At 68.7% G+C, this 23,367-nt stretch carries 26 protein-coding genes; 15 read left to right on the forward strand and 11 right to left on the reverse strand.

Translation table 11 applies throughout. The features are described from left to right. Positions 1–240 precede the first annotated feature (240 nt). Positions 241–2,571, reverse strand: coding sequence for an SbcC/MukB-like Walker B domain-containing protein (locus MRBLWS13_RS14925; RefSeq protein WP_349426122.1), 2,331 nt, complete (start codon positions 2,569–2,571; stop codon positions 241–243). Between the two features lie 50 nt (positions 2,572–2,621). On the opposite strand from MRBLWS13_RS14925, the gene MRBLWS13_RS14930 reads away from it, so the two are divergent. From MRBLWS13_RS14930 to MRBLWS13_RS14975, 10 genes are all read left to right on the forward strand, one after another. Next, positions 2,622–3,353 carry a cupin domain-containing protein gene (locus MRBLWS13_RS14930; protein ID WP_349426123.1) on the forward strand — a complete coding sequence of 244 codons (732 nt, stop codon included), beginning with the start codon at positions 2,622–2,624 and terminating at the stop codon, positions 3,351–3,353. Beyond that, a complete protein-coding gene (locus MRBLWS13_RS14935; RefSeq protein WP_349426124.1) occupies positions 3,350–4,411 on the forward strand; it encodes a Gfo/Idh/MocA family oxidoreductase in 1,062 nt (353 codons plus the stop codon). Before MRBLWS13_RS14930 ends, MRBLWS13_RS14935 begins: the two co-directional genes overlap by 4 nt. A gap of 34 nt (positions 4,412–4,445) precedes the next feature. Continuing rightward, positions 4,446–5,474: an ABC transporter permease subunit gene (locus tag MRBLWS13_RS14940; protein WP_349426125.1), complete on the forward strand. Its 1,029-nt coding sequence runs from the start codon at positions 4,446–4,448 to the stop codon at positions 5,472–5,474. Continuing rightward, the gene (locus tag MRBLWS13_RS14945) at positions 5,468–6,397 is read left to right on the forward strand and encodes a carbohydrate ABC transporter permease (protein ID WP_349426126.1); all 930 of its coding nucleotides are present in this window, start codon (positions 5,468–5,470) and stop codon (positions 6,395–6,397) included. Before MRBLWS13_RS14940 ends, MRBLWS13_RS14945 begins: the two co-directional genes overlap by 7 nt. A 62-nt stretch (positions 6,398–6,459) precedes the next feature. After that, positions 6,460–8,133 carry an extracellular solute-binding protein gene (locus MRBLWS13_RS14950; protein ID WP_349426127.1) on the forward strand — a complete coding sequence of 558 codons (1,674 nt, stop codon included), beginning with the start codon at positions 6,460–6,462 and terminating at the stop codon, positions 8,131–8,133. A gap of 82 nt (positions 8,134–8,215) precedes the next feature. Further along, positions 8,216–8,923 (forward strand): hypothetical protein, encoded by a 708-nt coding sequence (locus MRBLWS13_RS14955; RefSeq protein WP_349426128.1) that lies wholly within the window; start codon positions 8,216–8,218, stop codon positions 8,921–8,923. Next, a complete protein-coding gene (locus MRBLWS13_RS14960) occupies positions 8,916–9,368 on the forward strand; it encodes a beta-galactosidase (RefSeq protein WP_349426129.1) in 453 nt (150 codons plus the stop codon). The genes MRBLWS13_RS14955 and MRBLWS13_RS14960 overlap by 8 nt, the downstream gene beginning before the upstream one ends. Then, positions 9,338–9,634, forward strand: a complete 297-nt coding sequence (locus MRBLWS13_RS14965; RefSeq protein WP_349426130.1) for a hypothetical protein — start codon at positions 9,338–9,340, stop codon at positions 9,632–9,634. Before MRBLWS13_RS14960 ends, MRBLWS13_RS14965 begins: the two co-directional genes overlap by 31 nt. Before the next feature lie 235 nt (positions 9,635–9,869). Next, positions 9,870–10,199: a YciI family protein gene (locus tag MRBLWS13_RS14970; protein WP_349426131.1), complete on the forward strand. Its 330-nt coding sequence runs from the start codon at positions 9,870–9,872 to the stop codon at positions 10,197–10,199. Further along, the gene (locus MRBLWS13_RS14975) at positions 10,196–11,275 is read left to right on the forward strand and encodes a DUF6596 domain-containing protein (protein ID WP_349426133.1); all 1,080 of its coding nucleotides are present in this window, start codon (positions 10,196–10,198) and stop codon (positions 11,273–11,275) included. Before MRBLWS13_RS14970 ends, MRBLWS13_RS14975 begins: the two co-directional genes overlap by 4 nt. 46 nt (positions 11,276–11,321) lie before the next feature. Here MRBLWS13_RS14975 and MRBLWS13_RS14980 read toward each other — a convergent pair whose 3' ends face one another. Next, on the reverse strand, positions 11,322–12,821 hold the full coding sequence (locus tag MRBLWS13_RS14980) for an alanine/glycine:cation symporter family protein (RefSeq protein WP_349426134.1): 1,500 nt from the start codon (positions 12,819–12,821) through the stop codon (positions 11,322–11,324). A 171-nt stretch (positions 12,822–12,992) separates the two neighbouring features. Here MRBLWS13_RS14980 and nhaA point away from each other — a divergent pair, with 171 nt between their 5' ends. Next, positions 12,993–14,348 (forward strand): Na+/H+ antiporter NhaA, encoded by a 1,356-nt coding sequence (gene nhaA, locus MRBLWS13_RS14985; protein WP_349426135.1) that lies wholly within the window; start codon positions 12,993–12,995, stop codon positions 14,346–14,348. A gap of 54 nt (positions 14,349–14,402) precedes the next feature. Here nhaA and MRBLWS13_RS14990 read toward each other — a convergent pair whose 3' ends face one another. Then, positions 14,403–15,071: a cation transporter gene (locus MRBLWS13_RS14990; protein WP_349426136.1), complete on the reverse strand. Its 669-nt coding sequence runs from the start codon at positions 15,069–15,071 to the stop codon at positions 14,403–14,405. Beyond that, the gene (locus MRBLWS13_RS14995) at positions 15,068–15,406 is read right to left on the reverse strand and encodes a metalloregulator ArsR/SmtB family transcription factor (protein ID WP_349426137.1); all 339 of its coding nucleotides are present in this window, start codon (positions 15,404–15,406) and stop codon (positions 15,068–15,070) included. The genes MRBLWS13_RS14990 and MRBLWS13_RS14995 overlap by 4 nt, the downstream gene beginning before the upstream one ends. A gap of 594 nt (positions 15,407–16,000) precedes the next feature. Here MRBLWS13_RS14995 and MRBLWS13_RS15000 point away from each other — a divergent pair. Then, positions 16,001–16,780: a sulfatase-like hydrolase/transferase gene (locus MRBLWS13_RS15000; protein ID WP_349429077.1), complete on the forward strand. Its 780-nt coding sequence runs from the start codon at positions 16,001–16,003 to the stop codon at positions 16,778–16,780. Here the strand turns inward: MRBLWS13_RS15000 and MRBLWS13_RS15005 are convergent. Then, positions 16,766–17,326 carry a glycosyl hydrolase-related protein gene (locus tag MRBLWS13_RS15005; protein ID WP_349426138.1) on the reverse strand — a complete coding sequence of 187 codons (561 nt, stop codon included), beginning with the start codon at positions 17,324–17,326 and terminating at the stop codon, positions 16,766–16,768. The two genes, MRBLWS13_RS15000 and MRBLWS13_RS15005, sit on opposite strands and share 15 nt — an antisense overlap. Positions 17,327–17,332: 6 nt before the next feature. Here MRBLWS13_RS15005 and MRBLWS13_RS15010 point away from each other — a divergent pair, with 6 nt between their 5' ends. Continuing rightward, positions 17,333–17,845 (forward strand): DUF1990 family protein, encoded by a 513-nt coding sequence (locus MRBLWS13_RS15010; protein ID WP_349426139.1) that lies wholly within the window; start codon positions 17,333–17,335, stop codon positions 17,843–17,845. Positions 17,846–17,880: 35 nt separating this feature from the next. Here MRBLWS13_RS15010 and MRBLWS13_RS15015 read toward each other — a convergent pair whose 3' ends face one another. The 6 genes from MRBLWS13_RS15015 to MRBLWS13_RS15040 form a co-directional block, all read right to left on the reverse strand. Continuing rightward, positions 17,881–18,735 (reverse strand): ADP/ATP-dependent (S)-NAD(P)H-hydrate dehydratase, encoded by an 855-nt coding sequence (locus tag MRBLWS13_RS15015; protein ID WP_349426140.1) that lies wholly within the window; start codon positions 18,733–18,735, stop codon positions 17,881–17,883. Beyond that, positions 18,719–19,444: a histidine phosphatase family protein gene (locus MRBLWS13_RS15020; protein WP_349426141.1), complete on the reverse strand. Its 726-nt coding sequence runs from the start codon at positions 19,442–19,444 to the stop codon at positions 18,719–18,721. Before MRBLWS13_RS15020 ends, MRBLWS13_RS15015 begins: the two co-directional genes overlap by 17 nt. 6 nt (positions 19,445–19,450) lie before the next feature. Next, positions 19,451–20,125 (reverse strand): DUF6766 family protein, encoded by a 675-nt coding sequence (locus tag MRBLWS13_RS15025; protein ID WP_349426142.1) that lies wholly within the window; start codon positions 20,123–20,125, stop codon positions 19,451–19,453. A gap of 3 nt (positions 20,126–20,128) precedes the next feature. Next, positions 20,129–20,254 (reverse strand): hypothetical protein, encoded by a 126-nt coding sequence (locus tag MRBLWS13_RS15030; RefSeq protein ID WP_349426143.1) that lies wholly within the window; start codon positions 20,252–20,254, stop codon positions 20,129–20,131. A 49-nt stretch (positions 20,255–20,303) separates the two neighbouring features. Next, a complete protein-coding gene (locus tag MRBLWS13_RS15035) occupies positions 20,304–21,269 on the reverse strand; it encodes a TIGR03885 family FMN-dependent LLM class oxidoreductase (protein WP_349426144.1) in 966 nt (321 codons plus the stop codon). 80 nt (positions 21,270–21,349) lie between these two features. Further along, positions 21,350–21,685 carry an ATP-dependent DNA ligase gene (locus tag MRBLWS13_RS15040; protein ID WP_349426145.1) on the reverse strand — a complete coding sequence of 112 codons (336 nt, stop codon included), beginning with the start codon at positions 21,683–21,685 and terminating at the stop codon, positions 21,350–21,352. Between the two features lie 165 nt (positions 21,686–21,850). On the opposite strand from MRBLWS13_RS15040, the gene MRBLWS13_RS15045 reads away from it, so the two are divergent. Continuing rightward, positions 21,851–22,558 (forward strand): GAF and ANTAR domain-containing protein, encoded by a 708-nt coding sequence (locus tag MRBLWS13_RS15045; RefSeq protein WP_349426146.1) that lies wholly within the window; start codon positions 21,851–21,853, stop codon positions 22,556–22,558. Continuing rightward, a complete protein-coding gene (locus MRBLWS13_RS15050) occupies positions 22,555–23,298 on the forward strand; it encodes a GAF and ANTAR domain-containing protein (RefSeq protein ID WP_349426147.1) in 744 nt (247 codons plus the stop codon). The genes MRBLWS13_RS15045 and MRBLWS13_RS15050 overlap by 4 nt, the downstream gene beginning before the upstream one ends. Positions 23,299–23,367: the final 69 nt, after the last annotated feature.

Consider the following 23,367-nt stretch of genomic DNA (forward strand, 5'->3'; position numbering starts at 1 on the left):
CGACGCGGACGCCCTCGAGGTCGGCGAGACCCACGCTCCGCCATGCCGTGCGCCACTCGTGCCACACCGGGAATCCGACACGCTCGACGCTCGCCGAGCCCGAGACTCCGGGTCGCAACGACACCGCGAACGGCTGCTCGGCCTCGGCGACGAGCTCCGCGCAGATCCGCTCCGCCCACGACTGCTCGAGGTGGCGCGCGACCGCGTTCGCTGCGTCGGCAGGCTCGAGGAGCCGTCCGCTCACCCGCGAGCCCCCGACAGGGCGACTTTCGGCTTGGCCCACGAGCGGCCGTGGGTGTCTTTGAGGATGTCGTACTCGACATCCACGTGCGGCTCGATCGCGCTGTACTTGTCGTTCGGAGCGCCGATGATGAGCTGGAACCCGAGACCGCGCCATGCGCCGATCGCGCGCTTGGTGAAGTGCGCGTCGGCCTTGATGAGGGCCTCGTCGAGGAAGACCGGCGCATACCGTGGGCGCTCGGCGCCGGCGTCACCGAGCTGGTATCGCAGAGCCGCTCCGACGATGAACGCGATGAGTTCCTGGGACTCGCCGCCGGACTTCTCGCCGATGTGATCGTAGAGCGCGACATGCCGCCCTGTGGTCGCGTGGATGCGCTCCGCGCTCACTCGCACGTGGTTGCGCACGTCGACGAGTTCGGCGAAGTCCGGAGCATTGCGGCGCAGGCGGCCGATCAGCCGCGACATCCGGTGGTAGGCGCGTTCGCGTTCCTCGTCGGTGGCGACGGATTCGATCAGCGCGCGCACCTCGCGGAGCTCTTTGCGGAAGCGCCGGCGCACCTCGGACTGGTTCTCGCGCGGCGTGATCTGCAGCCGGTGGTCGTCGTCGTAGAAGGGGAGATCCTGCATGATCACGTTGATGGGCTCGATACGATCGCGGATCTCCCGCAGCGAACGGCCGAGCGTCGAATCGAGGTTGGTGAGGTCGTTCCCCGAGAGCTTGAGCAGGCTGTCGCGCCACTCCGTCTCCAGTTCGTGCAGGCCGCTGGTCTCGAGGTCGGCGAGGATGCGCTCGAAGTCGCCGAGCGAATGGTCCGGGTCGGCGAGAAGGTTCGGGTTGGGCCAGCGATCGAGGAATCCGCTCAGGGTCCGCCGCAGGCTCTCCCGCTGCTCCGTGACGGCGTCCTGCGCGGCGCGCTGATCGTCGCCGAACCGGCGCGCTGCGGAATCGAGCGCCGCATCGAACCGCGCGAGATCCTGCGTGCGTGTCGAGGATCCGGTCTGGTCGGGCGCAAGGAACTGCGTGTCGAGGTAGGACGCCTGGTCGTCGGTCAGCGCACGCCCTGCAGCCTCCGCCGCGTCGATCACGGACTGGGCGGCGTCGACCTCGTCGGTCGTCGCCGCCCACGCATCGGCGAGGCGCTTCCGCTCCGCCTTGGCGCCGCCGATGTCCTCGCGCAGTTCGGCGGCCTCCCTTCTCTTCTGCTCGATCTGGGACTGGATGCCGGCGATCGCGGGGTTCGTGGCGGTGACGTCTGCGACGATCGCCCGCCAGCGTTCGCGCTCCCGTTCGAGGGAGGCGATGTCGACCTCTTCCCACGTGAGGCCCTGGATCTTCGCGTAAGCGGCGAGCCGCGCGTCGAAGGCGTCGAGTTCGACGCCGGCCTCGGCGGCCGCCGTCCGGGCGGCTGCGAGCTCGGCGCGGACGGCCCCCAGCTGCGCATCGAGTTCGCCGAGGCGACGGTGGGTGGAGAATCCGAGGACGTTGCCGCGACCGTGCCCGCCGTGCGCCCCCCGCGATCCGTGCGAGGTCTGCCCGGTGATCGTCAGCGTCATCCGGTGGCCTGCCGGCTGAGTGGCCGCGTCGACGCACACGTAGCCGAACCGTCGGTCCAGCTCCTCCTGCAGCCAGCCCGTGAAGGGCGTGCTCTTGTAGTCGAGCCGGCCGGCAAGGGTGTGAGGGTCCCGTGCACCGGCCTCGGGGAGGCCGGTGTGCACGCCCTCGTAGCGAAGGCGATCGGCAGTGCGGACGGAATCGATGGCGGCTCGGAACGCCGGCAGCAGCGCGACGTCGATCAGCAGCGTCGTGGCGAAGCCGCCGAGTGCGAGGTTGAAGGCCTCCCGCCAGGGCTCGAACTCCGTGCGGACCTCGATGAGTTCGCCGACGAAGGGCAGGTCGCCGGTGGTCAGGCCGGCCGCGCGTGCCAGCAGTTCACGGGATCGGCGGAGCCGCTCGGGGATGTTGTCGTCGCGGCCTTCGGCTTCACGCCGCTCGGCGAGAACGCCCGCGTCTCGCAGCCGTGGAAGGTCGTCGCCGAGCGAGCCGACGGCGGAGGATTCCCGGCGAAGGGCGGTGATCCCGAGCTCGTCGCGGCCATCGAGGCCGTCGTCGCGGAGCGCGAGCCGCTGCGCCACCGCGGACACGAGGGCCAGATCGGCGACATGCTCGCCGCCATCCGCTACGGCCGTGCGCCGATCGCGGACGGCAGGGATGGCCGCAACGCGATCGAGGTCGTCACGGCGATCTACAAGGCGGGCATCGAGCGCACGTTCGTGTCGCTGCCTCTCAAGGCGGACGACCACTACTACCGAGCGGGTCAGCTCGTCGCGCATGCGCCGCACTTCTCCGAGAAGCAGACCTCCCTTGTCGAGGCGGGCGCGTCATGAGCGCCTCGTCGTTTCCGGGCGGCACATCGCTGTCACACCTCGACATCTACGCACATGCCGCCACCGACGGCGTGTGCGGTGGAAGTCCGCACATGCACCTCGTCTCGACCGAGGCCTACGTCGTCGTCGAGGGGCGCGGCGCACTGCAGACGATCGACGGCGAGGGCTTCCACGAGACCGAGCTCGAAGCGGGATCGGTCGTGTGGTTCACGCCCGGCACGATCCACCGAGCCGTGAACCGCGGAGGGCTCAAGGTCATCGTGCTGATGAGCAACGCGGGCCTGCCGGAGGCCGGCGACGCGGTGATGACCTTCCCCGCCGACGTCGTGGCCGATCCCGACGCGTACGCGGCGGCCGCGTCGCTCGGGGAGGCGGAGAGTCGCGCGGAGCGCGCACCACGACGTCGCGATCTCGCGGTGGCGGGGTTCGGGGCCCTGCGCGACGCTGTCACCGCCGGCGATCGCGGGCCACTCGAGGACTTCTACGCGGCGGCCGGCGCACTCGTCGCGCGCCGCGCCTCCGCGTGGGGGCGGCTCGTGCGTGAGCGCCCGCTCGCCCAGGCCGAGCGGTCGTTCGCGCTCACGGAGGCGATCGCGCGCGGCGATGTCGCACACCTGCGCGACGCGCGGGTTCACGAGGCGCCTGCCCCCGCCGCCGACCGCGGCTACGGCATGTGCGGCCGTATCCGCGCCTACGACGTCACCGATCTTCAGGAGATTCCCCGATGAACCACCCGTACACGTTCGATCCCCTCCCGCAGCCGGTCGTCGCGCCCAGTGAGTTCGTCTTCGCGGCCGTCGGCCTCGACCATGGGCATATCTTCGGCATGACCGACGGCCTTATCGCCGCCGGGGCGGTGGTGAAGTGGGTGTTCGATGAGGACGCAGACCGGGTCGCGAGGTTCACCGAGCGGTACCCGACTGCCCGCGTCGCATCGTCGGAGCAAGAGGTCCTCGATGATCCCGAGGTTCGCCTCATCGCGACAGCGGCCATCGCCTCGGAGCGTGCGCCGATCGGACTTCGCGCGATCGAGGCAGGCAAGGACGCCTTCGTCGACAAGGCGCCGCTGACCACGTTCGCTCAGCTCGAGGCCGTCCGTGAGGCCACGGCGCGCACCGGTCGCAAGTACGCGGTCTACTACGGCGAGCGCGTGCACTCCGAGGCTGCGATCCTCGCCGGCCAGCTCGTCGAGCGGGGCGCGATCGGCACGGTCCTGCAGGTCGTGTGCTTCGGCCCGCACCGCATCGGCGGTGGTCGGCCGGACTGGTTCTACGATCCCGAGCAGTACGGCGGCATCCTCTGCGACATCGGCAGCCACAATTTCGAGCAGATGCTCTTCTACACCGGCGCGACCGACGGACGCGTGTCGACCTCGACGGTCGCGAACTACGCCCATTCCGACACCCCGGGGCTGCAGGACTTCGGCGATGCGCACGTCGTGCTCGACAACGGCACGACCGGCTACGTCCGCGTCGACTGGTTCACCCCCGACGGTCTGGGCGTGTTCGGCGACGGGCGCACGCTGCTGCTGGGGACCGACGGCTACATCGAGCTGCGCAAGTACATCGACATCACGACCGACAACGGCGGCGGCCAGGTCATCCTCGTCAACCAGGAAGGCCAGTACCGCTTCAATGCGAACGGCATGACCGGATTCCCGTACTTCGGGCAGCTCATCCGCGACTGCATCGACCGGACCGAGACCGCCATGACCCAGGCCCACGCACTCAAGGCCGCAGAGCTCAGCCTCCAGGCGCAGGGCGAAGCGCTCGTGCTCGCCCCGTAACAGTCCATTTGAACCACGACGATGTGGAGTTCTCATGACACAGTCCCTTGACCGACCCCTGTCGCTGGTGGGCGATCCGCCGCCGGCCAACGAGACACGGGTGATCACGACCGCACCGGCGAAGCGACGGCGCTTCCGAGGGGACCCCACGCCTCGCGCGAAGCAGTCCTGGCGTCGTGCTCTCGCCCGCGACTGGCGGCTCTACACCTTCCTCATCGCACCGCTGATCTTCCTGCTGGTCTTCAAATACGTCCCGATGCTGGGCAACATCATCGCCTTCCGTCGATTCCGGCCCGGAGGGTCGATCTTCGGAGACGAATGGGTGGGGTTCTATTACTTCGAGACGTTCATCTCGAACCAGCAGTTCTGGACGGTGTTCTGGAACACCGTGATCCTCGGAGCGCTCACGCTGCTGATCACGTTCCCGCTGCCGATCATCCTGGCTCTCATGCTCAACGAGCTGCGGTCGCGGCGCTTCAAGCGCATCGCGCAGACGATCTCCTACCTGCCGCACTTCATGTCGGTCGTCATCGTCGCGGGGCTCGTGCTCCAGCTGACGGCACTCAACGGAACCGTGAACCAAGTGGTCGAGGCCCTCGGCGCCGACCCCGTGCCGTTCATGCAGAGGCCCGAGTGGTTCCGTGCGATCTACGTGTCCTCCGAGGTCTGGCAGACCGTCGGCTGGGGCACGATCCTCTACCTCGCGGCGCTCACGACGATCGACGACCAGCTCTACGAGGCGGCGCGGATCGACGGCGCCAACCGGTGGCAGCAGACCTGGCACATCACGCTGCCCGGCATCCAGCCGACGATGATGGTGCTCCTCATCCTGAACATCGGCACGTTCATGTCCGTCGGATTCGAGAAGGTGCTGTTGCTGCAGAACCCGCTCATCTACTCCACGGCAGACGTCATCGCCACCTACCTGTACCGCGTCGGCATCCAGTCGGCCCAGTTCTCCTACGGCACCGCCATCGGGCTCTTCGAGGCTCTCATCGGCCTGGTGCTCGTGCTCGGCGCGAACGCCCTCTCCCGTCGAATGGTTGGAACCTCGCTATGGTGACCGAATCCCTGCCCCAGAAGCCGGACATCGCCCATGTCCGAAAGGAGACCGGAGTCATCCGGGACTCGCGCGGGACCCAGGTGTTCCGTGCCGTCAACATGATCTGCCTGCTGCTGGTCTGCGCCGTCACGCTGTACCCGTTCGTCAACCTGATCGCGAAGGCGTTCTCTTCCGAGGGCTACATCGCCGCCGGTGAGGTCAACCTCATCCCGCGCGGGTTCAACCTCGACACCTTCCGCGTCGTGCTGAGCGATCAGCTGTTCTGGACGAACTACGCGAACACGTTCCTCTACACGATCGTCGGGACGATCATCGCCATGGCGATGACGACGACGTATGCGTACGCGCTCAGCAAGCCGTATCTCAAGGGGCGCGCATTCTTCATCGGCATCGCCGTCTTCACGATGTTCTTCGGCGGCGGGCTCATCCCGAATTACATCCTCATCGCCAACTACCTCGGCTGGCGCAACAGCATCTGGGCCATCGTCGTGCCGGGTGCCCTGAGCGTCTTCAACCTGCTCGTCATGAAGTCGTTCTTCGAGAACTTCCCGACGGATCTCGAAGAGGCGGCAGCGATCGACGGGCTGTCGACGTACGGCATCTTCTTCCGCATCGTGCTGCCGCTGTCCAAGGCGGTCATCGCGACGATGACCCTCTTCTATGCGGTGAGTCTCTGGAACTCGTGGTTCAGCGCGTTCCTCTTCATGGACGACAAGACGCAGTTCCCCGTGACGGTCTACCTGCGCAACCTCATCGCCGCGGCGACGGGAACGCAGGAGGCGACCGGCGGCGAAGCCGTCCAGATCGCGTCCAACATCCAGGCCGTGACGATGCTGCTCACGGTGCTCCCGATCATCTGCCTCTACCCCTTCATCCAGCGCTACTTCGTCTCGGGCGTGATGCTCGGGTCCGTCAAGGGCTGATGATGCGCCGCTCTCGTATCCCATCCCCGCCGAACGAAGACGTTCAAGAACAGGAGACAATCATGACCATCACCCGCAAGGCACTCGCGGCCTTCGCAGGCCTCGCCGTCTGCGCGATCGCGCTCGCCGCGTGCTCGAACAGCCCGACCGACGCGGCCGCCGAGAATGACGGCGGAGCAACCATCGACGAGGCCCACTCTGTCGGAGCCATGGAGGACTTCGGCGTCGACGTCACCTTCCAGGCGACCGAGCCGGTGGACTTCTCGCTCATGTACCGCGACCATCCGAACTATCCGGTCAAGGACGACTGGTCGGTCTTCCAGCACCTCGCGGAGGACCAGAACGTCACCTTCTCGCGCACCGACATCCCGATGGCCGACTACGACCAGAAGAAGGCCCTGCTCATCGGCAGCGGCGAGGCGACCGACATCATCTCGTCGAGCTATGCGGGCAGCGAGACCCAGTTCGTGTCGGGCGGCGCGCTTCTGCCCGTCTCGGACTACTTCGAATACCTCCCGAACTTCTCGCAGAAGATCGAGGACTGGGGGCTCGAGGAAGATCTCGACAACCGCCGACAGGCGGACGGGAAGATCTACCACCTCCCGGGCCTGCGCGAGGCGCCGGATGTGCAGTACTCCGTCGTGATCCGCGAGGACCTGTGGGAGAAGGCCGGGATCACCGAGGACCCGGCGACGTGGGACGAGTATCTCGAGCAGCTCGAGCAGGTCAAGGAGGCCAATCCCGAGATCGACTACGCGATGTCGGACCGCTGGACCGACTCGCAGCCCCTGGGCTCACTGCTCAACGTCATGGCCCCGAACTACGGCACCGCTGCCGGATGGGGGTATGCGAACACCTGGTACGACGAGGAGGCAGGGGAGTACCTCTTCACGGGGGCGACCGACGAGTACAAGGAGGTCGTCTCCTACGCCGCGGATCTGGTGGCGGCCGGGGTGCTCGACCCCGAGATCACGCAGAGCGACGACCAGGCGGTTCAGAAGTTCGTCTCCGGACGGTCGGCCGCCATCTCGGGGAACACGCAGGCCCTCGCCGAATACCGGACGAAGCTCGCGGACGCGGGCAATGGTGATGTGCCGATCCGCCTGATCTCGATTCCCGGGGGACCCGCTGGTTCCAACATGGCGAGCGGGCGCTTCACCTCGGGTCTCCTCATCGGCAGCGACGCGGCCGAGAAGCCGTACTTCAAGGCGCTGCTGCAGTTCATCGACTGGCTCTACTACTCCGACGAGGGCCTCGAGTTCGCCCAGTGGGGCGTCGAGGGCGAGACATTCGCCCGTGAGGCGGATGGCACACGCACGCTCAACGAGGACATCGCCTGGAGCTCGATCAACGCGGGCGCACCGAAGCTGCTCAATGCCGACTTCGGTTACAGCAACGGCGTCTTCCTGCTCGCCAACGGGTCTTCTCGCGACCTCGTGATCTCGATGATGACCGACGAGATCGCGGCCTGGACCGAGGATCAGCTCGACGCGAAGGAACAGCTGCCGACCGCACCCGCTCCGCTTCTGAACGAGATCGAACTCGAGCAGACCTCGCTCCTCCAGACGCAGCTGACTGACGCTGTGCAGTCGGCGACCGCGTCGTTCATCACGGGTCAGCGATCCATCGACGACTGGGACGCGTACGTCAGCGAGATGGAGAGCCTCGGCGCGAGCCAGCTCATCGACACGATCAACACCGCGCTCGAGCGCGGCCGGAGCGAATCCACCGAGTGAGGCCCGGCGGGCCGGCTGCCTCACGCCGCCGGTCCGCCGTCCCCGCCATTCCGTCGGCCCGCCGGCCCGAAGGAGAAGAGACATGAGCATCGACCACCGCCAGCGCCGGGCAGGCACGGCGGATGAGATCGGGCGCGGACCGCTCTCCCGCGCCGCCGCCGTGGTCTATCGGATGCTGGTCCTCGAGGCGCAGCTCGTGCTCGCGACGCTTCCTACGATCGGCACCGTGCTGCTGCTCGATCGCGACCCGTCCAACCTTCCCCTGTTCGTCCTCGCTCTGCTGCCGTTGGCGCCCGCACTCGTCGCCGGTGTCGCGGCTGTCCGCGCGGCGACCCGCTCCAACGACCTGGTGCCGGGGAGGTACTTCTTCCGCGCCTATCGTCGAGACATCGGTGCGACACTCGCCTGGGCGGCTCCCGTGAGCCTCGTCCTCGCGCTGCTGACCTTCAACCTCATCCACCTCGATGCGGTCGACAGCGGAGCGGCAGTGCGCCCGCTCCTCCTGTGTCTCGCCGCGCTCGTCATCGTGTGGAGCGGCCACATGCTCGTCCTCACGGCCGGCTTCCGCTTTCGCACCCGCGATGCCGCGCGCGTCGCGCTCACGCAGATCGTTCCGCGGTGGGGTTACTCGCTGGGCGTCCTTTCGCTCGTCCTCGTCGCCGCTTTCATCGTGCTCGTCGCATCCGAAGTGGTCCTGATGCTCTTCCTGTGGGCGTTCGTCGGTCTTCTCACGCTGATGGCGCGCCCTGTCTTCCACCACGTCACGAAGAGGTTCACCGACGATGCCTGACCAGCGACCGCGGCCGCTGACCGAAGTCACGATCCTGGGCCACCCGGCCTGCCGGCCGGTTGCCGCACGCCTGCCCGAGCTCGATCACCTCGCCTACGGCGGGGACTACTCACCCGAGCAGTGGCCGGATGAGATCTGGGACCGCGATTACGAGGCTTTCGACGCCGCGCGCATCACGACGGTGACCGTCGGGGTCTTCACCTGGGCGCTGACGCAGCCCGACGAGGATGTGCCCGACTTCCCTATGCTCGACAAGATCGTCCAACGGGCAGCGGACGAAGGACGGTCGATCTGCCTCGGCACGGGCACGGGCGCGCTTCCTCCTTGGGTGGCCCGGAATATCCCGACATCACACGAGTCGATTTCGAGGCGCAGGCGGTCGCCCACGGCGCGGACTCGGTTCTGTACTTCCAGATGCGGGCGTCGCGTGGCGCGTGCGAGATGACCCACGGAGCCGTTCTCGACCACTCGGGGCGACTCGACACCCGCACCTTCCGCGAGGTTGCCGGCCTCGGCAAGGAGGACGAGGCCGTCGGTCGCATCCTCCTCGGTGCCCGGACTCCCGCACGCTGCGCTTTGCTGGTCGACTGGGACTCGTGGTGGGCGGTGGAGATGGCCGGTGGCCCGAACCGCAACCTCCGATACCTTCCGAGGATGCGACGATCCGCCTCCATGCGAGTGGCACGGACCTGCTCACGGGTCGTGACCTGAGCGCCGGCGACGTCATCGTCCTGCATCCGGCCGACGTGATCGTGCTCCGCCGCACGCGTTCTGCACCGCGCTGAATTCCGACGCCCTGTCGAATCCCGTCGGTCCCATTCGTAGCGGTAGTGAGGCGAGGATCCGCGACCACAGACGAGCGCTTGACCGCTCGCGGTGACCGCGATCCCGCCCACCATCAGGCCAGCCCTGGTCTGATGCGTCACGCGAGGGAGAGGATATGAGCATGCAGTACCTGGTCAACGTCATCGACAGCCGCAGCAACTCGGGGACGGCCGAGGAGGGCGTCGCGATCGATGCGTTCAACGACAGGCTCCGCGCAGGCGGCCACTGGGTCTTCGCCGCCGGACTCGCCGATCCGACCGTCTCCACCGTCATCGACGGCCGTGGCGACGAGCCGGTATTCACCGACGGCCCGTTCGTCGAGGCGAAGGAATGGGCCGCCGGGTTCTGGATCATCGAAGCCGCCGACCTGGACGTCGCTCTGAAGCTGATGGTCGAGGGCTCCACAGCCTGCAATCGTCGGCTCGAGGTGCGGCCGCTGCTCGCCGGGTGATCGACGCGCATGATGCCCTGACCCGCGCTCACCGCGACGAGTGGGCGCGGGTGGTGGCGACCCTCGCCAAGCGGTTCGGCAACCTCGACATCGCCGAGGATGCCGCCGCGGACGCGTTCGCCTCCGCCGCTGAGCACTGGCCGGCGGAGGGCATCCCGCCGAGGCCCGGCGCGTGGCTCACAGCCACGGCCACCCGCAAGGCGATCGACCGCATCCGGCGCGAGAGCAGCCGTGACGCGAGACACAGGGAGGCGCAGCTCGTGTACGACGCAGATCCCGAGCCGCTCGGCGCGATCGACGACGACCGCATCACGCGGGCGAAGTCGAAGATCGCCGCCGCCGGCATTCCGTACCGAGTGCCGGGGGTCGAGGACCTGCCGGGCCGGCTGGCGGGTGTGCTGACCGTGCTGTTCCTGATCTTCAATGAGGGATATCTCGCCAGCGGCCCCGACAGCGCACCGGTGCGCGAGGACCTGACCGGCGAGGCGATCCGTCTCGCCCGGCTCCTGCACCAGCTGCTGCCCGACGACGGCGAGGCGACCGGGATGCTGGCGCTGATGCTGCTGACCGACGCGCGCCGCCCGGCGCGCGTGTCGTCGGCAGGCGAGCTCATGCCTCTCGGCGAGCAGGACCGCGGGCAGTGGGATGCCGAGTCGATTGCGGAGGGGCACGCGCTGGTCCGTGCGCGACTGGCATCCGGCATGCCGCCGGGCCGCTACCAGCTGCTCGCCGCGATCAACGCCGTCCACACCGACGGCGACGCGACCGATTGGACGCAGGTGGTCGCGCTCTACGATCACCTTCTGCGGCTCGACCGCTCGCCGATCGTGCGGTTGAACCGCGCGATCGCGGTGAGCGAGCGCGACGGGCGGGAGCCGGGGCTCGCCCTCGTCGACGCTCTCAGGCCGGAGCTGGAGTCCTACCACCCGTATCACGCTGCCCGTGCGGAGCTGCTGCGACGACTGGGGCGGCCCGCGGAAGCGGCCGCAGCCTACGACGCGGCCCTTGCCCTGGCGAGCAACACGGCGGAGGTCGCGTACCTCACGCGACAGCGGGACTCGACCCGACCGGGGTGAACAGCAACCGTCGCTCCTTCGGCAACGGCGCCGCCAATGCCCGCCCTCAGTTCTGATGGTGCAGGTGGTCGCGGTGCTTCTCGGCCTGGTGGCGCTTGGTCTGGACGTCGATCGGACCGGTGACGCTGAGCTCGTCCTCCCAGCACTCGATGCCGGTGATGTCGGGAAGGAGTGCACGGGTGAAGACCGGGTCCCGGCCGGCCCGGCGCTGCGCGGTGTAGTCCTTCAGCAATCGGAAGGAGATGCCCGACAACAGCCCGATGGCGATCAGGTTGGTGAGCGCCATGAGCCCCATCACGCCGTCGGCGAAGTTCCAGACGAGGTCCGCTCCCACGACCGATCCGGCGAGCACGGCGACGATGACGAGGATGCGGTAGCCGGTGAGCACCGAGCGACGGGTGGTGATGAACTCGATGTTCGACTCGCCGTAGTAGTAGTTGCCGAGAATGGATGAGAACGCGAGCAGGAAGATGATGACGCTCAACGCGATGTTGGACCACTCGCCGAGCGTGCCGACGAGGGCACCCTGCGTCAGTCCGATCCCTCGCTCCGCCCCGGCGAGATCGGGCACCGAGACGAGGATGATGAATGCGGTGATCGAGCACACCAGGAAGGTGTCGAAGTAGACCCCGAGAGTCTGGACGAGTCCCTGCTTGACCGGGTGCGTCACGGCGGCGCTCGCCCCCGCGTTGGGTGCCGAGCCGAGGCCGGCCTCGTTCGAGAACATGCCGCGCTTCACGCCGGTGAGGACGATGTAGCCGAACGTCGCGCCGACGACTTCGTTGAACCCCCACGCCTGGGTGAAGATCTCCGCGAAGACCGGGCCGATCCGGTCGACGTGAAGCCCGACCACGATGAGGCCCAGCAGGAGGTAGGCGAGCGCCATGATCGGCACCAGCAGTTGCGTGACCGACGCGATGCGACGCACGCCGCCGAAGACGACCAGGCCGGTCAGCGCCGCGATCCCGATCCCGATGCCCCACGGGAGCCATGCCGGGCCGCCGCCGATGCTGGAGGTCACGGTCGCCGAGATCGTGTTCGCCTGCAACGAGCTGAACGCGAAGGGGAAGCAGACGATGAGGATGATCGCGAACCACACGCCGAGCCAGCGCGCCTTGAGCCCGCGCTGCATGTAGTACGCCGGCCCGCCTCGGAAGCTGTCACTGTCGCGCACCTTGAACAGCTGCGCGAGGGAGGACTCGATGAAGCTGGAGGCGCCGCCGATGAACGCCATGACCCACATCCAGAACACGGCTCCGGGACCGCCCACCGCGATCGCTGTTCCCACGCCCGCGATGTTGCCGACACCGACGCGCGACGCCGCGGAGATCGTGAATGCCTGGAAGGCCGACACCGACTGAGGCTCCCCGGATGCCGTGCGCGGAGTCTTGTCGGTGAGCGTGCGGAACATCTCCGGGATGAGTCGGAACTGCACCACCCCCGAACGGATCGTGAAGTACAGCCCGAGGAAGACGACGACGGGAAGCACCACCCAGGTCCAGAGATGGTCGCCCCACGTCAACAGCCACTCGTTCACGTCATCCATGGACGTCAGTATGGCGAACGAGTACCGAACAGCAAAGGAACGGCGGCGGCCGGTTGGTTGACTGCGTCACATCGGGAGGGCACGCCCGCGGGGCTCGGTAAGCTGGCGGAGGCGCGTCGGGAAGTCTGGTCGACACTGTCTCTGTCGATCGATCAGCCGGATGGCATCCCCGTGACTCATCAGAACCCACGCCCCACTTCCTCCTCGTTCCCCCGCCGGGGAAGCTACGCCGAGGCGAGCCGGATCGGCGCGCTGCTGCGGAAGGAAGCCGTCGGCGGCGCGCTCCTCGTGGCCGCTGCGGTCGTCGCCCTCATCTGGGCCAACAGCCCCGCGGCGGATTCGTACTTCGCGCTGCGGGACTTCACCGTCGGCTACGCTCCGTGGCACCTTGACCTCTCGCTGGGCACCTGGGCGGCGGACGGACTCCTCGCGATCTTCTTCTTCCTCGTGGGACTCGAGCTCAAGCGCGAGGTCGTCGTCGGCGACCTTCGCGATTTCCGCACCGCGATCGTCCCCGTCGCCGCGGCGGTCGGCGGAGTGGTCGTCCCGGCCGTGATCTACACGGCCGTCGTGTGGAACCACCCCAGCCTGGCGGTCGGCTGGGCGATCCCGACGGCCACCGACATCGCGTTCGCGGTGGCGGTTCTGGCGCTGGTCGGCTCCCATCTGCCGAGCCCGCTCCGGATCTTCCTGCTCACGCTCGCGGTCGTCGACGACCTCATCGCGATCCTCATCATCGCCATCTTCTACACCAGCGAGATCGACGTGGTTGCGCTCGTCATCTCGCTGGCCGTGATCGCCGTCTACGGCTTCCTCGCCCTGCGGTACCAGGCGGTGTTCCACCTCAAGCCCGCCGCCGCATGGATGATCCTGCTCCCGATCGGCTTCGCCGCGTGGGCCTTCATGCACGCCTCGGGTGTTCACGCCACGATCGCGGGCGTCGCTCTCGCGTTCACGATCCCGGTCAGGCCGCCGAAGGGCGGTGCGGTGACGTCACGCGACGGCGGACTCGCCGAGGAGTTCGAGCATCGGTTCCGGCCGCTCTCGACGGGCTTCGCGGTGCCGGTCTTCGCCTTCTTCGCGGCGGGCGTCGCACTCGGCGGCGTCGAGGGCATCACGCGGGCGATCACGGACCCCGTCACGATCGGCGTCGTGGCGGGGCTGGTGCTGGGCAAGCCGATCGGGATCGTGCTCACGACCCGTGTGCTCACCGCTGCGACGCGGGCACGCCTCGACCCCGCGCTGCGCTGGATCGACCTCATCGGCGTGGGCATCCTTGCGGGGATCGGCTTCACGGTCTCATTGTTGGTCGCCGAGCTCAGTTTCGGCGCGGACAGTCCGCACAACGACGACGCCAAGATCGCCATCATGGTCGCGTCCGTGGTCGCTTCGCTCGCGGCATCCGTGATCCTCCTGGCGCGCAACCGTCGCTACAAGCGCATCGCCGCCGAGGACGCCGTCGACGCCGACGGGGACGGCATCCCGGATGTCTACGAACGGGACGCGACCGGCGACGACCCGCGCTGACGTGCGCACTCGCCGGCGACCCTTCTCTGGGGTGCCGTCAGGAGATCGGCGATATCAGCCGTGGTCGTGGTCGTGGTCGTTGTGTTCGTCCTCGAGGAGCATGCCGACGGAGGTGGCGCAGGCGTCGCCGCGCCAGGCTTCGACGCCTTCTCGGATGGCGAAGCCGGCAATGACGAGGCCGGCGATGGCGTCAGCCCACCACCAGCCGAGGAGGCTGTTGAGGAGGAGACCCGCGAGGACCGCGGCAGCCAGGTAGGTGCAGAACAGCGTCTGCTTGGAGTCGGCGACGGCGGTGGCGGAACCGAGTTCGCGGCCCGTGCGTCGTTCGGCCAGGGAGAGGAACGGCATGATGATCACGCTGAGCGCGGTGATGATGATGCCGAGCGCAGTGTGCTCCGCCTCGACTCGTCCCAGCAGCGTCAGCAGCGATGTGATGACGACGTAGATCGCGAGGGAGAAGAACGCGACGGCGATGACACGCAGAGTGGGCTTCTCCCAGCGTTCCGGGTCCCGGCGGGTGAATTGCCAGGCCACCGCGGCAGCGGAGAGGACCTCGATGGTGGAGTCCAGGCCGAAGGCGATCAGCGCGCCGGAGGAGGCGATGCTGCCGGCGGTGATCGCGACGATCGCTTCGATCAGGTTGTAGGCGATCGTGGCGGTGACGATCCAGCGGATCCGTCGCTGCAGGACGGCGCGGCGGGCGGCCGCGAGGGTGATGCTCATGCGCAGCTGCAGCCTTCCCCGTCACAGCATTCCGGTTCGACAACGAGAACGACCTGCAGCAGTTCATTGAGCGCCGGCGCGAGGTGAGAGTCACCGAGCCGATACTGACTGCGACGGCCGTCAGGGGTCGCCTTAACGAGACCACAGCCGCGGAGACACGCCAGTTGGTTGGACATCACCTGCCGGGAGACGCCCAACGTGTCCGCGAGGTCCGACGGATAGGCCGGCGCCTCCCGCAACGCCAGCAGGATGCCCACTCGTGTCGGATCCGACAAAGCGTGGCCGAACCGGGCGAGCGCTGCGGTATGCGTGACGGTAACCGTGGGAGCGAGCATGGCGCCCACAATACAGCGACTCGTGAATTAAGGTAACGATGTACCCAGTCCTCCTCTTCGAGCGCGAGAGTGCAGCGGTCGTCCGCAGCTGCGTCCCGGGCTTTCGCCGGCCAGTACCCAGGCCGGCCAGGCCCAGCGCCGTGCCCGTGCCGTCCTCGAGCTGCGGAGCCACGCCGGACGGAGGCTTCCTTCCGTCTCGACCCCTCTGCTAGCTAGCTTCCGAGAGGTACGCAGGGTCACCTGAGGAGACGCAGAGAATGGCTGATAAGCCGTACATCATCCTGTTCATGTCGGACGATGTGAGGTGGGGTGACCTCGGCTGCTACGGCGGCGGTGAGAACCGCGGTGCGCCGACGCCGAACCTCGATCGTCTCGCGGTCGAAGGTCTGCAGTTCATGTCGTTCTACGGCCAGCCGAGCTGCACGCCGGGACGCGCCGCCGCGCTGACCGGGCGCCTTCCGATCCGCAGCGGGATGACGACGGTGGCGTTCCCAGGCCAGGGCGGGGGTCTCCCGGCAGCCGAGTGGACGCTACCTGAACACCGCCAAGCTGCACCAGCCGAATCTGCCGCACCCGGACTTCGAGGGCGCCTCGCTGGCCAAGTCGAAGTACCTCGACTCCCTCGTCGAGCTCGACCACCGCGTCGGCCAGGTCGTCGACAAGGTGCGTGAGCTCGGCATCGCCGAGAACACACTGATCATCTGGACCACCGACAACGGCGCCTGGCAGGACGTCTACCCCGACTGCGGCTACACGCCATACCGCGGCACGAAGGGCACAGACTACGAAGGCGGCAGCCGGGTGCCGGCGATCGCCTGGTGGCCCGGGACGATCGAGGCCGGTCGCCGCAACTCCGAGATCGTCGGCGCGCTCGACCTCATGGCCACCTTCGCGAGCGTCGCCGGGGTCGAGCTTCCCACCGAGGATCGCGAGGGTCAGCCCACCATCTTCGACAGCTACGACCAGACCGCACTACTCAACGGCGAAGGACCCTCCACGCGTGACCACTGGCTCTACATGACCGAGACGGAGATGATCCCGGGCGCGATCCGGATCGGCAAATGGAAGGCCGTGTGGAACATCCGCGACGGCTGGCGCGGGCCCGCCTCGTACACCGCGATCGTGCCGGAATTGTTCGACCTCTGGCAGGACCCGCAGGAGCGCTACGACATCTTCATGACGAGCTATGCCGAGAAGACCTGGCAGGCCCCCCAGATGGCCGCACGACTGCTGAGCGTGATCCCCACCTACCAGAAGTACCCCAACCGGCTGATCCAAACCGCGGGGATCAGCTACGCAATGTTCGAGGTCGAGGACGCCCAGGTGCAGGAGCAGCTCGCCAAGATGCTGCACGGGCTCTCATCGGCCGGATGAGGTGGAGACCCTCCCCGCTGCAGGGCGATAGCGGAGGGTGACGATCTCGAAGGGCCGCAGCTCGAGCGTCGTGGAGGGCCCAACCCACGGAGCGCCGGTCGCGCGCTCGAGCAGGTCGGTGCGCCCGCACCTCGCGGCGTCGAAGAGCGCCGTCACCGAGACGGATCCCCGACCGCCGGCCGATTCGTACAGCCGGAGGATGACGTCGCCCGACGCGTCGTCGGCCAGCTTCACGGTCTCGGTGACGACGGTCTCGCTCCGCACGGCGAACAGGGCTGCCGCGGCGTGGTCTCCGACCACGGGCCGTGCGGGCCGGTTGAGCCGGTACCCCTCGGCGACGGCGTCCGCGTCGAGCGGCAGGTGGTGGCCGCGCGGTGAGACCGCCTTGAGGATGCTGCCGTCCGGGCGGTACGCCAGACCCTCGACCTGGAAGCCCGGGCGGTCGGCCGTGAAGCCGAGGTCGCACACGATCTCGGTGTGCTGCGGGCTCCACCCCTCGCGGAGCCGCCCTGAGAGCCGGAACCACGCGCCGGACGGTGAGATCATCGGAGAATGCTCCCAGACGAGGGGATGTCGCTGACCCGGCCCGCGGATCCGCAGTGGCGGGGGCCGGCTGGTGGGTTCCGCCGGTGGGAGAGGTCGGCCGAGCTGGGCCGCGGCGACGAGGTCTGGCGCTGGGCGAGCCGCGAGGTGCTGCGGTGGGGGATCAAGACCCGGAGCGGATTCACCGTGACGCCGGGCGACGCGGTGACCGCGGGGGACCGGCCGGTCATCACTGCGCATCCTTTCGGCTTCGCGGTGCGTGAACCCGTCGAGGTGGTCGAGGTGGTGCAGGAGAGCGATCGGGTCGGTTTCGCCTACCGCACACTGCCCGGGCATCCCGTGAGCGGCGAGGAGGCGTTCATCGTCCACCGCAACGGCGACGCGGTGATCCTGACGGTCCGCTCCCTCACCCGCGCCAGTCCGCGCGGGGGATGGCGGGCGGCCTACCCAGCGCTGCTGGTGGCGCAGCGCGTGGCGCGGCGGCGCTACTTCCGGGCGCTGCGCGTACGGGCTCCGCGATGATCGATCGGGACGGGCTCTGATGCCTGTGGGCCCGCTCAATCGCCCGCGGCCAGGACGTCTTTCATCGTCGGCGTGAGCTCCGCCGCGAGCTCCCGCGCGAGGAAGCCGAGGCCGATGCGCTCGGTGAGCCGCGTGCCCGCGCGGGCGTGGGACCACGCGCCCCAGACCGCGGCCCGTTCGGGCTCGACGCCGCGAGCGGCGAAGCCGGCGATCGCACCGGCGCGCACATCGCCGCTCCCGGAGGTTCCGAGCCCGGGACCACCCTCATCGATCCGCCAGGAACGGCCGTCGGGGTGGGCGGTGAGCCCGTAGCAGCTGACGACGGCGTCGAATCGCCGTGCGATCTCGAGGAGGTCTGCGGGGTCGTCGGCGTCGGCAAGGGGACGGCCGAGGAGGATCGCCGCCTCCTCCTTGTTCGCAGTGAGGATCAGCGTGTCGGGCAGTGCACTTCGGTCGATGTCGGGCAGCACTCCCACCGCGAACGCGTCCAGCACGAGGCAGGCGGGTGCCGTTTCGGCGACGGCAAGCACCGTCGCCCGCGTCTCCGCGGGATCGTCGAAGCCCGGACCGATGAGAACCGCGTCCGCCGAGCCGAGGTGCTCCCCCAGGCGTCCCTCCAGCGGTGCGTCGGCGTCGTCGGGGAGCGCGTAGATGCCTGCCTCGGGCAGCGCGATGCCCACGTGGGCGTCGATCGATCCCGGCACCGCGAGGGCGACACGGCCGGCGCCGACGCGGAGCGCGGCCTCGCCGGCCAGGATCACGGCACCGGGGGAACTGCGCGCGCCTCCGACGATCACGATCTCGCCGCGGCTCTTCTTCGAGTCGCCTGGCGCCGGGAGGCCCCACTCCCGCAGCACGGCCGCGGTGACGAGCTCACTCGGGTTCGACATCGGGGTTCCCGGGGTGGACGGTGACCTCGGCGCCCTCGCGCTGCAGGTGCGTCACATCGGCGAAGGTCTCCAGGCGCCATCCGTCCGAGGTTCGCACGAGGTGCGTGACCGACGCGTTGAGCACCGTGTGCCCGGCCGCGAAGTCGAGGAGCTCCTCCTCGCGCACCGGCAGCAGGATATAGAGCAGCAGCATCACGACCGCGTCGTGCGCGACGAGCAGCGCGCGCCGCCCCGGCTGCTCGAGGCCGTCGCGCAGGAACGACCGCAGGCGCAGTGCCACGTCCGCCCACGACTCGCCGCCGGGCGGGCGGTGGTAGAACTTGCCGAGGTGGAGCCTGCGCTCCGTCTCCTCGGGATGCATGCGCGCGACGCCGCTGCGCGTCAGCAGGTCGAGCACTCCGAGCTCGCGGTCGCGCAGCCGTTCGTCGGCCGTCACGGGAACGGCGGGCTCGGCATCGCCGAGCGCGATCGCGAGGGTCTGCCGTGCTCGCGCATACGGCGAGACCCAGAAGAGGTCGACGTCGTCGCGATGCCCGTCGAGCCATCGGCCGAGCGCCCGCGCCTGCTCTTCACCGGTAGGGGAGAGCGGCACGTCGGCGTCGCGGATGTCGAGCGGGATCCGGTCCACGCCGTCGATCTCGGCCTGCGTGGCGGCGACATTGCCGACGCTCTCGCCGTGCCGCACGAGCCATAGTTCGTCCACCGCCATGCCGGTCTACTCGCTCTCCGTCGCGGTGGCGTGGTGCGCAAGGCCGACCGGCTTGGACTCGCTCGAGCCGCGCTGGCGCAGGAAGATCGACAGCGCGATCATGGCGCCGACGGCCAGGAACTCGGACTGCCAGTTCTGCAGCGTCCGGTTCCAGAAATCGGGCGAGCCCAGGTACTCCACCCACGGTATGGGCGGCTGTCCGTGCTCGGCGTTCTCCGCGTTCAGCACGACGGTGCCTGCCAGGGACTGCGCCAGCCATGACAGCACGAAGACCGCACCCATCACGAGCAGCAGCGAGTTGGAGAAGATCGTCTGACGGATGCCGCGAGAGCGGGCCCACGAGGGGGAGTCGGGTTGCGCGTGCTCACCGACCATCTGCTCTTCGTCGGTGCCGGGGCCCTCATCACCGGGCTGCTTCGACTCGGGCGAACCGCGCTGCACGAACCAGATCGTCGCCGCGATGAAGAGGAAGAACTGCAGGAACTCGGACTGCCAGTTCTCGGCGACGTCGACGACGAACTCCGACGAGGTCACGAAGGCTCCGAACGCGTCGGGCGGCATCCCGTGCTGCGCCAGCCGCTCGTTGGTCTCGAACCAGCCGGTGATGGATTGCCCCGCGAGCGCGAGCACGAACAGGGCGCCGAACACGAGGCTGAGGGCGTTGTCGCGAAGCTGTCGCATGGCTCACCGTCCGACCAGGGGAATCGTGATCATGTAGGCGAGGCCGACGGCGAGGACCGTGATCCACGACCAGAACACCACGGCTTCGCCGCGGCGGGGGCCGGCCTCCTCCGGGATGAAGTCATCCATCGCGCACTCCTTCCTGATTCCCGATGCTCCGCTCGAGCCGGAGCTCGCTCTACGCGCGCTCCCTGATCGCGTCGAGGAGCCCCTCTCGCGCACGCTCCAAGAAGGAACTCTGGTCCTTGCCGACGGGGTGGAGGAAGAGCTCGTCGGCGCCGGCGTCGACCAGCGCGCCGAGGCGTTCGGCGACATCCCGCTCATCGGCGGAGATGAGGATGCCGCGCTCGAGCGCCGCGGTGTCGCCGGGGTCGGCGAGCCGGTCGAAGTCCTCCGGCTGCATGAGGTCCCACATCAGGGCGGGGTCGACGGTCGCCTGGCGCCACTGGTCGGCCGCCGTCCGCAGCGCTTCGGGGCGGGAGTCGGCGAGGCTCACATGCACCTGCACGGCGCAGGGACCTGTGCCCCCGGCATCCCGGTATGCCGACAGGATCTTCCCCACCGTCTCGACCTCGTGACCGACCGTCACGACGCCGTCGGCCCATGAGGCGGCCCATGCCGCCGTCTCCGCCGAGGCGGCGGCGGCGCGCAGCGGCGCCGGGTTCTGCGGCCGAGACCAGACGCGGGCGTCGTGCACCTGGAACGCCCCGTCGTGCGTCACCCGTTCACCGGCGATGAGCCGGCGCATGACGTCGGCGGCCTGCATCAGGCGGTCCTGTCGCTCGGGCTTGGCGGGCCAGGCGTCGCCGGTGACGTGCTCGTTGAGGGCCTCGCCCGAGCCGAGCGCGCACCAGAAGCGCCCCTCGAACATCTCCGCGAGCGTCGCCAGCGCCTGGGCGGCGATGACCGGGTGGTACCGCTGTCCGGGGGCGGACACCATGCCCATCGGGAACGACGTCGTGGCGAGAGCCGCGCCGAGCCAGCTCCAGGCGAAGCCGGACTCGCCCTGCGCGAGTCCCCACGGTGCGAGGTGGTCCGAGCACATCGCGCCGTCGAAGCCGGCCCGCTCCGCCTCCTGGACGGCGGCGAGCAGGGTCGACGGGGGCAGTTGCTCGTGGGAGGCGTGATATCCGAGGAACACCATGTTCTCCAGCGTGCCGGGGGAACGCGGTCCTGGCCACGCCGTTGCACCCCGTGGGGGCACGTGCTAACGACGGTTCCTGCTCAGTGCTCGTGGTGCCAGGCGGGCCCGTCCTCATGGTGGTCGGGCGGTTCGGGCACGATGTGCAGACCGGTCGTCGAGTTGGCGGTGTAGATGAGAGCCTCCACCCACGCCCGGTTGATCGGCGGCTGTCTGCTGCCGTAGAACTTGTAGACGAGCGCGGCGTGGGGGTGGATCCAGACGGTCATGCGACCGTTGCCGATGCTGGGATCGTCCTTCCAGCTGAACGAGAAGGACTCGCCGCGGCGCAGCTTCGCGCTGATGACCACCATCAGATGTGCCAGGACGCGGTCGTCGAAGTCGGCCTTGACCGTCCCCTCGTAGATGAACTTGCCCATGACGCCTCCGGGTGCTGGGGTCAGGGCGACGGGCCGGAAGCGAGTCCCCACCGGGCCCACGATGCGCCTGAAGCCAGGATGCACCCGATCAGTGCTTCTTCGCGCCCCCTCGACGCTGGGCGCTGGGCAGCCTCCCCTCGTGCGGGTAGCGTGAAGGAAGGACAGATGATGAACAGCAACTTCGCCGCAGCGCTGGCGCACCTCGAGCAGTCCGGCGGTCGGCCGGAGGAGTTCAGCGTCCCCTTCGTGGAGTTCCTCCCCATCACGGGCGCGGCCGTGTCGACGCTCGGGGACGTCTTCGGAAACGAGACCCTGTCGGCGACCGACGACCGTGCCGCCCGCCTCGATGAGCTGCAGTTCGATCTCGGCGAAGGCCCCTGCTGGGATGCCCTGCGCAGTGCGCGTCCTGTGGGCACGACATTCCTTCGTGTCGAGGGCCGCAAGCGGTGGCCGGCCTTCGTCGGCGCTCTCGAGGGGGAGGAGGTCAGCTCCCTGTTCGCGTTCCCGCTGCTCGTCGGCGCGCTGCGCATCGGTGCGATCGACTTGTACTCGCGGGAGCCGATGGCCCTCAATCCCGACCACGAGCATCGAGCCGCCGCGCTGGCGTACGTGATCAGCCGGCACGTGCTGCGGCTCGCGCTCGACGAGCAGGCCCGCGAGGAGAGCCTGCAGCAGCCGCTCTCGCGCCGCGTGGTGCACCAGGCGACCGGCGTCGTCCTGGCACAGCTCGACCTGTCGCCCGACGACGCGCGCCTCGTGATCCAAGGGCAGGCGTTCGCGACCGGCAGGTCGATGGCCGACGTCGCGGAAGACGTCGTCGCAGGACGCCTGCGGTTCACGCGGCGCGACGACAGGATCGAGGTCGAGTCATGACGAAGACATCGCGCGACAGCCGGATTCTCCAGACCTTCGCCATGCTGGCCGACACGATGGTCGACGACTACGACGTGGTCGATCTGCTTCAGCTTCTGGTCGATGCCTGCCATGACGTGCTCGGGATCTCGGCCGCCGGCATCCTGCTGGCCGACGATGAGGGCGACCTGCAGGTGGTCGCCTCGACGAGCGAGGCGAGCCGCCTGGTGGAGCTCATGCAGCTGGGCGCCCAGGCGGGCCCCTGCATCGAGTGCTATCGCACGGGGGCGGCCGTGTCGGTCGCCTCGATCTCGTCCGTCCCGGAGAAGTGGGGTGCGTTCCGCGACAGCGCGACCGCGCACGGCTTCGGCGCGACGGATGCCGTGCCGCTGCGCCTTCGAGACACCACCATCGGCGCGCTCAACCTGCTTCGTGAGGAGGAGGGGCCGCCCGACGACTTCGACGTGGTCGCGGCGCGCGCCTTCGCCGACGTCGCGACGATCGGGATCCTCCACGAGCGCTCGCTGCGGGAGTCGGAGCTGCTCGCACGGCAGCTGCAGCAGGCGCTGCAGTCGCGGATCGTCATCGAACAGGCCAAGGGCGTCGTGTCGTTCACGAACGGCGTGCCGATTGATGACGCCTTCCAGATCATCCGCTCCTACGCCCGCCGCAATCAGCTGCCGCTGAGCAGCGTCGCGGCCCGCCTGGTCAATCGCGAGCTCCACATCATCGACGCGACCGGCGACGGCACACCGCGCTGACACTCCGAAGCGCGAAGCGTATACTGACCGCGCGCCCCGGACCCCGGCGTTCTCACAGAAGGCCGGGTG

Origin of the sequence: Microbacterium sp. LWS13-1.2, assembly GCF_040144835.1 — a bacterium.
Taxonomy (GTDB): Bacteria; Actinomycetota; Actinomycetes; order Actinomycetales; family Microbacteriaceae; genus Microbacterium.

Bases quoted from the DNA above. Each gene is read 5' to 3' on its own strand.
- MRBLWS13_RS15025 (WP_349426142.1), bottom strand. From the start codon at position 20,125: ATGCGACAGCTTCGCGACAACGCCCTCAGCCTCGTGTTCGGCGCCCTG.
- MRBLWS13_RS15045 (WP_349426146.1), top strand. From the start codon at position 21,851: ATGATGAACAGCAACTTCGCCGCAGCGCTGGCGCACCTCGAGCAGTCC.
- MRBLWS13_RS14955 (WP_349426128.1), top strand. From the start codon at position 8,216: ATGAGCATCGACCACCGCCAGCGCCGGGCAGGCACGGCGGATGAGATC.
- MRBLWS13_RS15030 (WP_349426143.1), bottom strand. From the start codon at position 20,254: ATGGATGACTTCATCCCGGAGGAGGCCGGCCCCCGCCGCGGCGAAGCC.
- MRBLWS13_RS14940 (WP_349426125.1), top strand. From the start codon at position 4,446: ATGACACAGTCCCTTGACCGACCCCTGTCGCTGGTGGGCGATCCGCCG.
- MRBLWS13_RS15020 (WP_349426141.1), bottom strand. From the start codon at position 19,444: ATGGCGGTGGACGAACTATGGCTCGTGCGGCACGGCGAGAGCGTCGGC.
- MRBLWS13_RS14990 (WP_349426136.1), bottom strand. From the start codon at position 15,071: ATGAGCATCACCCTCGCGGCCGCCCGCCGCGCCGTCCTGCAGCGACGG.
- MRBLWS13_RS15005 (WP_349426138.1), bottom strand. From the start codon at position 17,326: ATGATCTCACCGTCCGGCGCGTGGTTCCGGCTCTCAGGGCGGCTCCGC.
- MRBLWS13_RS14930 (WP_349426123.1), top strand. From the start codon at position 2,622: ATGAGCGCCTCGTCGTTTCCGGGCGGCACATCGCTGTCACACCTCGAC.
- MRBLWS13_RS15010 (WP_349426139.1), top strand. From the start codon at position 17,333: ATGCTCCCAGACGAGGGGATGTCGCTGACCCGGCCCGCGGATCCGCAG.
- MRBLWS13_RS15040 (WP_349426145.1), bottom strand. From the start codon at position 21,685: ATGGGCAAGTTCATCTACGAGGGGACGGTCAAGGCCGACTTCGACGAC.
- MRBLWS13_RS14960 (WP_349426129.1), top strand. From the start codon at position 8,916: ATGCCTGACCAGCGACCGCGGCCGCTGACCGAAGTCACGATCCTGGGC.
- MRBLWS13_RS15050 (WP_349426147.1), top strand. From the start codon at position 22,555: ATGACGAAGACATCGCGCGACAGCCGGATTCTCCAGACCTTCGCCATG.
- MRBLWS13_RS14925 (WP_349426122.1), bottom strand. From the start codon at position 2,571: ATGCGCGACGAGCTGACCCGCTCGGTAGTAGTGGTCGTCCGCCTTGAG.
- MRBLWS13_RS14935 (WP_349426124.1), top strand. From the start codon at position 3,350: ATGAACCACCCGTACACGTTCGATCCCCTCCCGCAGCCGGTCGTCGCG.
- MRBLWS13_RS14950 (WP_349426127.1), top strand. From the start codon at position 6,460: ATGACCATCACCCGCAAGGCACTCGCGGCCTTCGCAGGCCTCGCCGTC.
- MRBLWS13_RS14965 (WP_349426130.1), top strand. From the start codon at position 9,338: ATGCGGGCGTCGCGTGGCGCGTGCGAGATGACCCACGGAGCCGTTCTC.
- MRBLWS13_RS14995 (WP_349426137.1), bottom strand. From the start codon at position 15,406: ATGCTCGCTCCCACGGTTACCGTCACGCATACCGCAGCGCTCGCCCGG.
- MRBLWS13_RS14970 (WP_349426131.1), top strand. From the start codon at position 9,870: ATGCAGTACCTGGTCAACGTCATCGACAGCCGCAGCAACTCGGGGACG.
- MRBLWS13_RS14980 (WP_349426134.1), bottom strand. From the start codon at position 12,821: ATGGATGACGTGAACGAGTGGCTGTTGACGTGGGGCGACCATCTCTGG.
- MRBLWS13_RS14945 (WP_349426126.1), top strand. From the start codon at position 5,468: ATGGTGACCGAATCCCTGCCCCAGAAGCCGGACATCGCCCATGTCCGA.
- MRBLWS13_RS15035 (WP_349426144.1), bottom strand. From the start codon at position 21,269: ATGGTGTTCCTCGGATATCACGCCTCCCACGAGCAACTGCCCCCGTCG.
- MRBLWS13_RS15015 (WP_349426140.1), bottom strand. From the start codon at position 18,735: ATGTCGAACCCGAGTGAGCTCGTCACCGCGGCCGTGCTGCGGGAGTGG.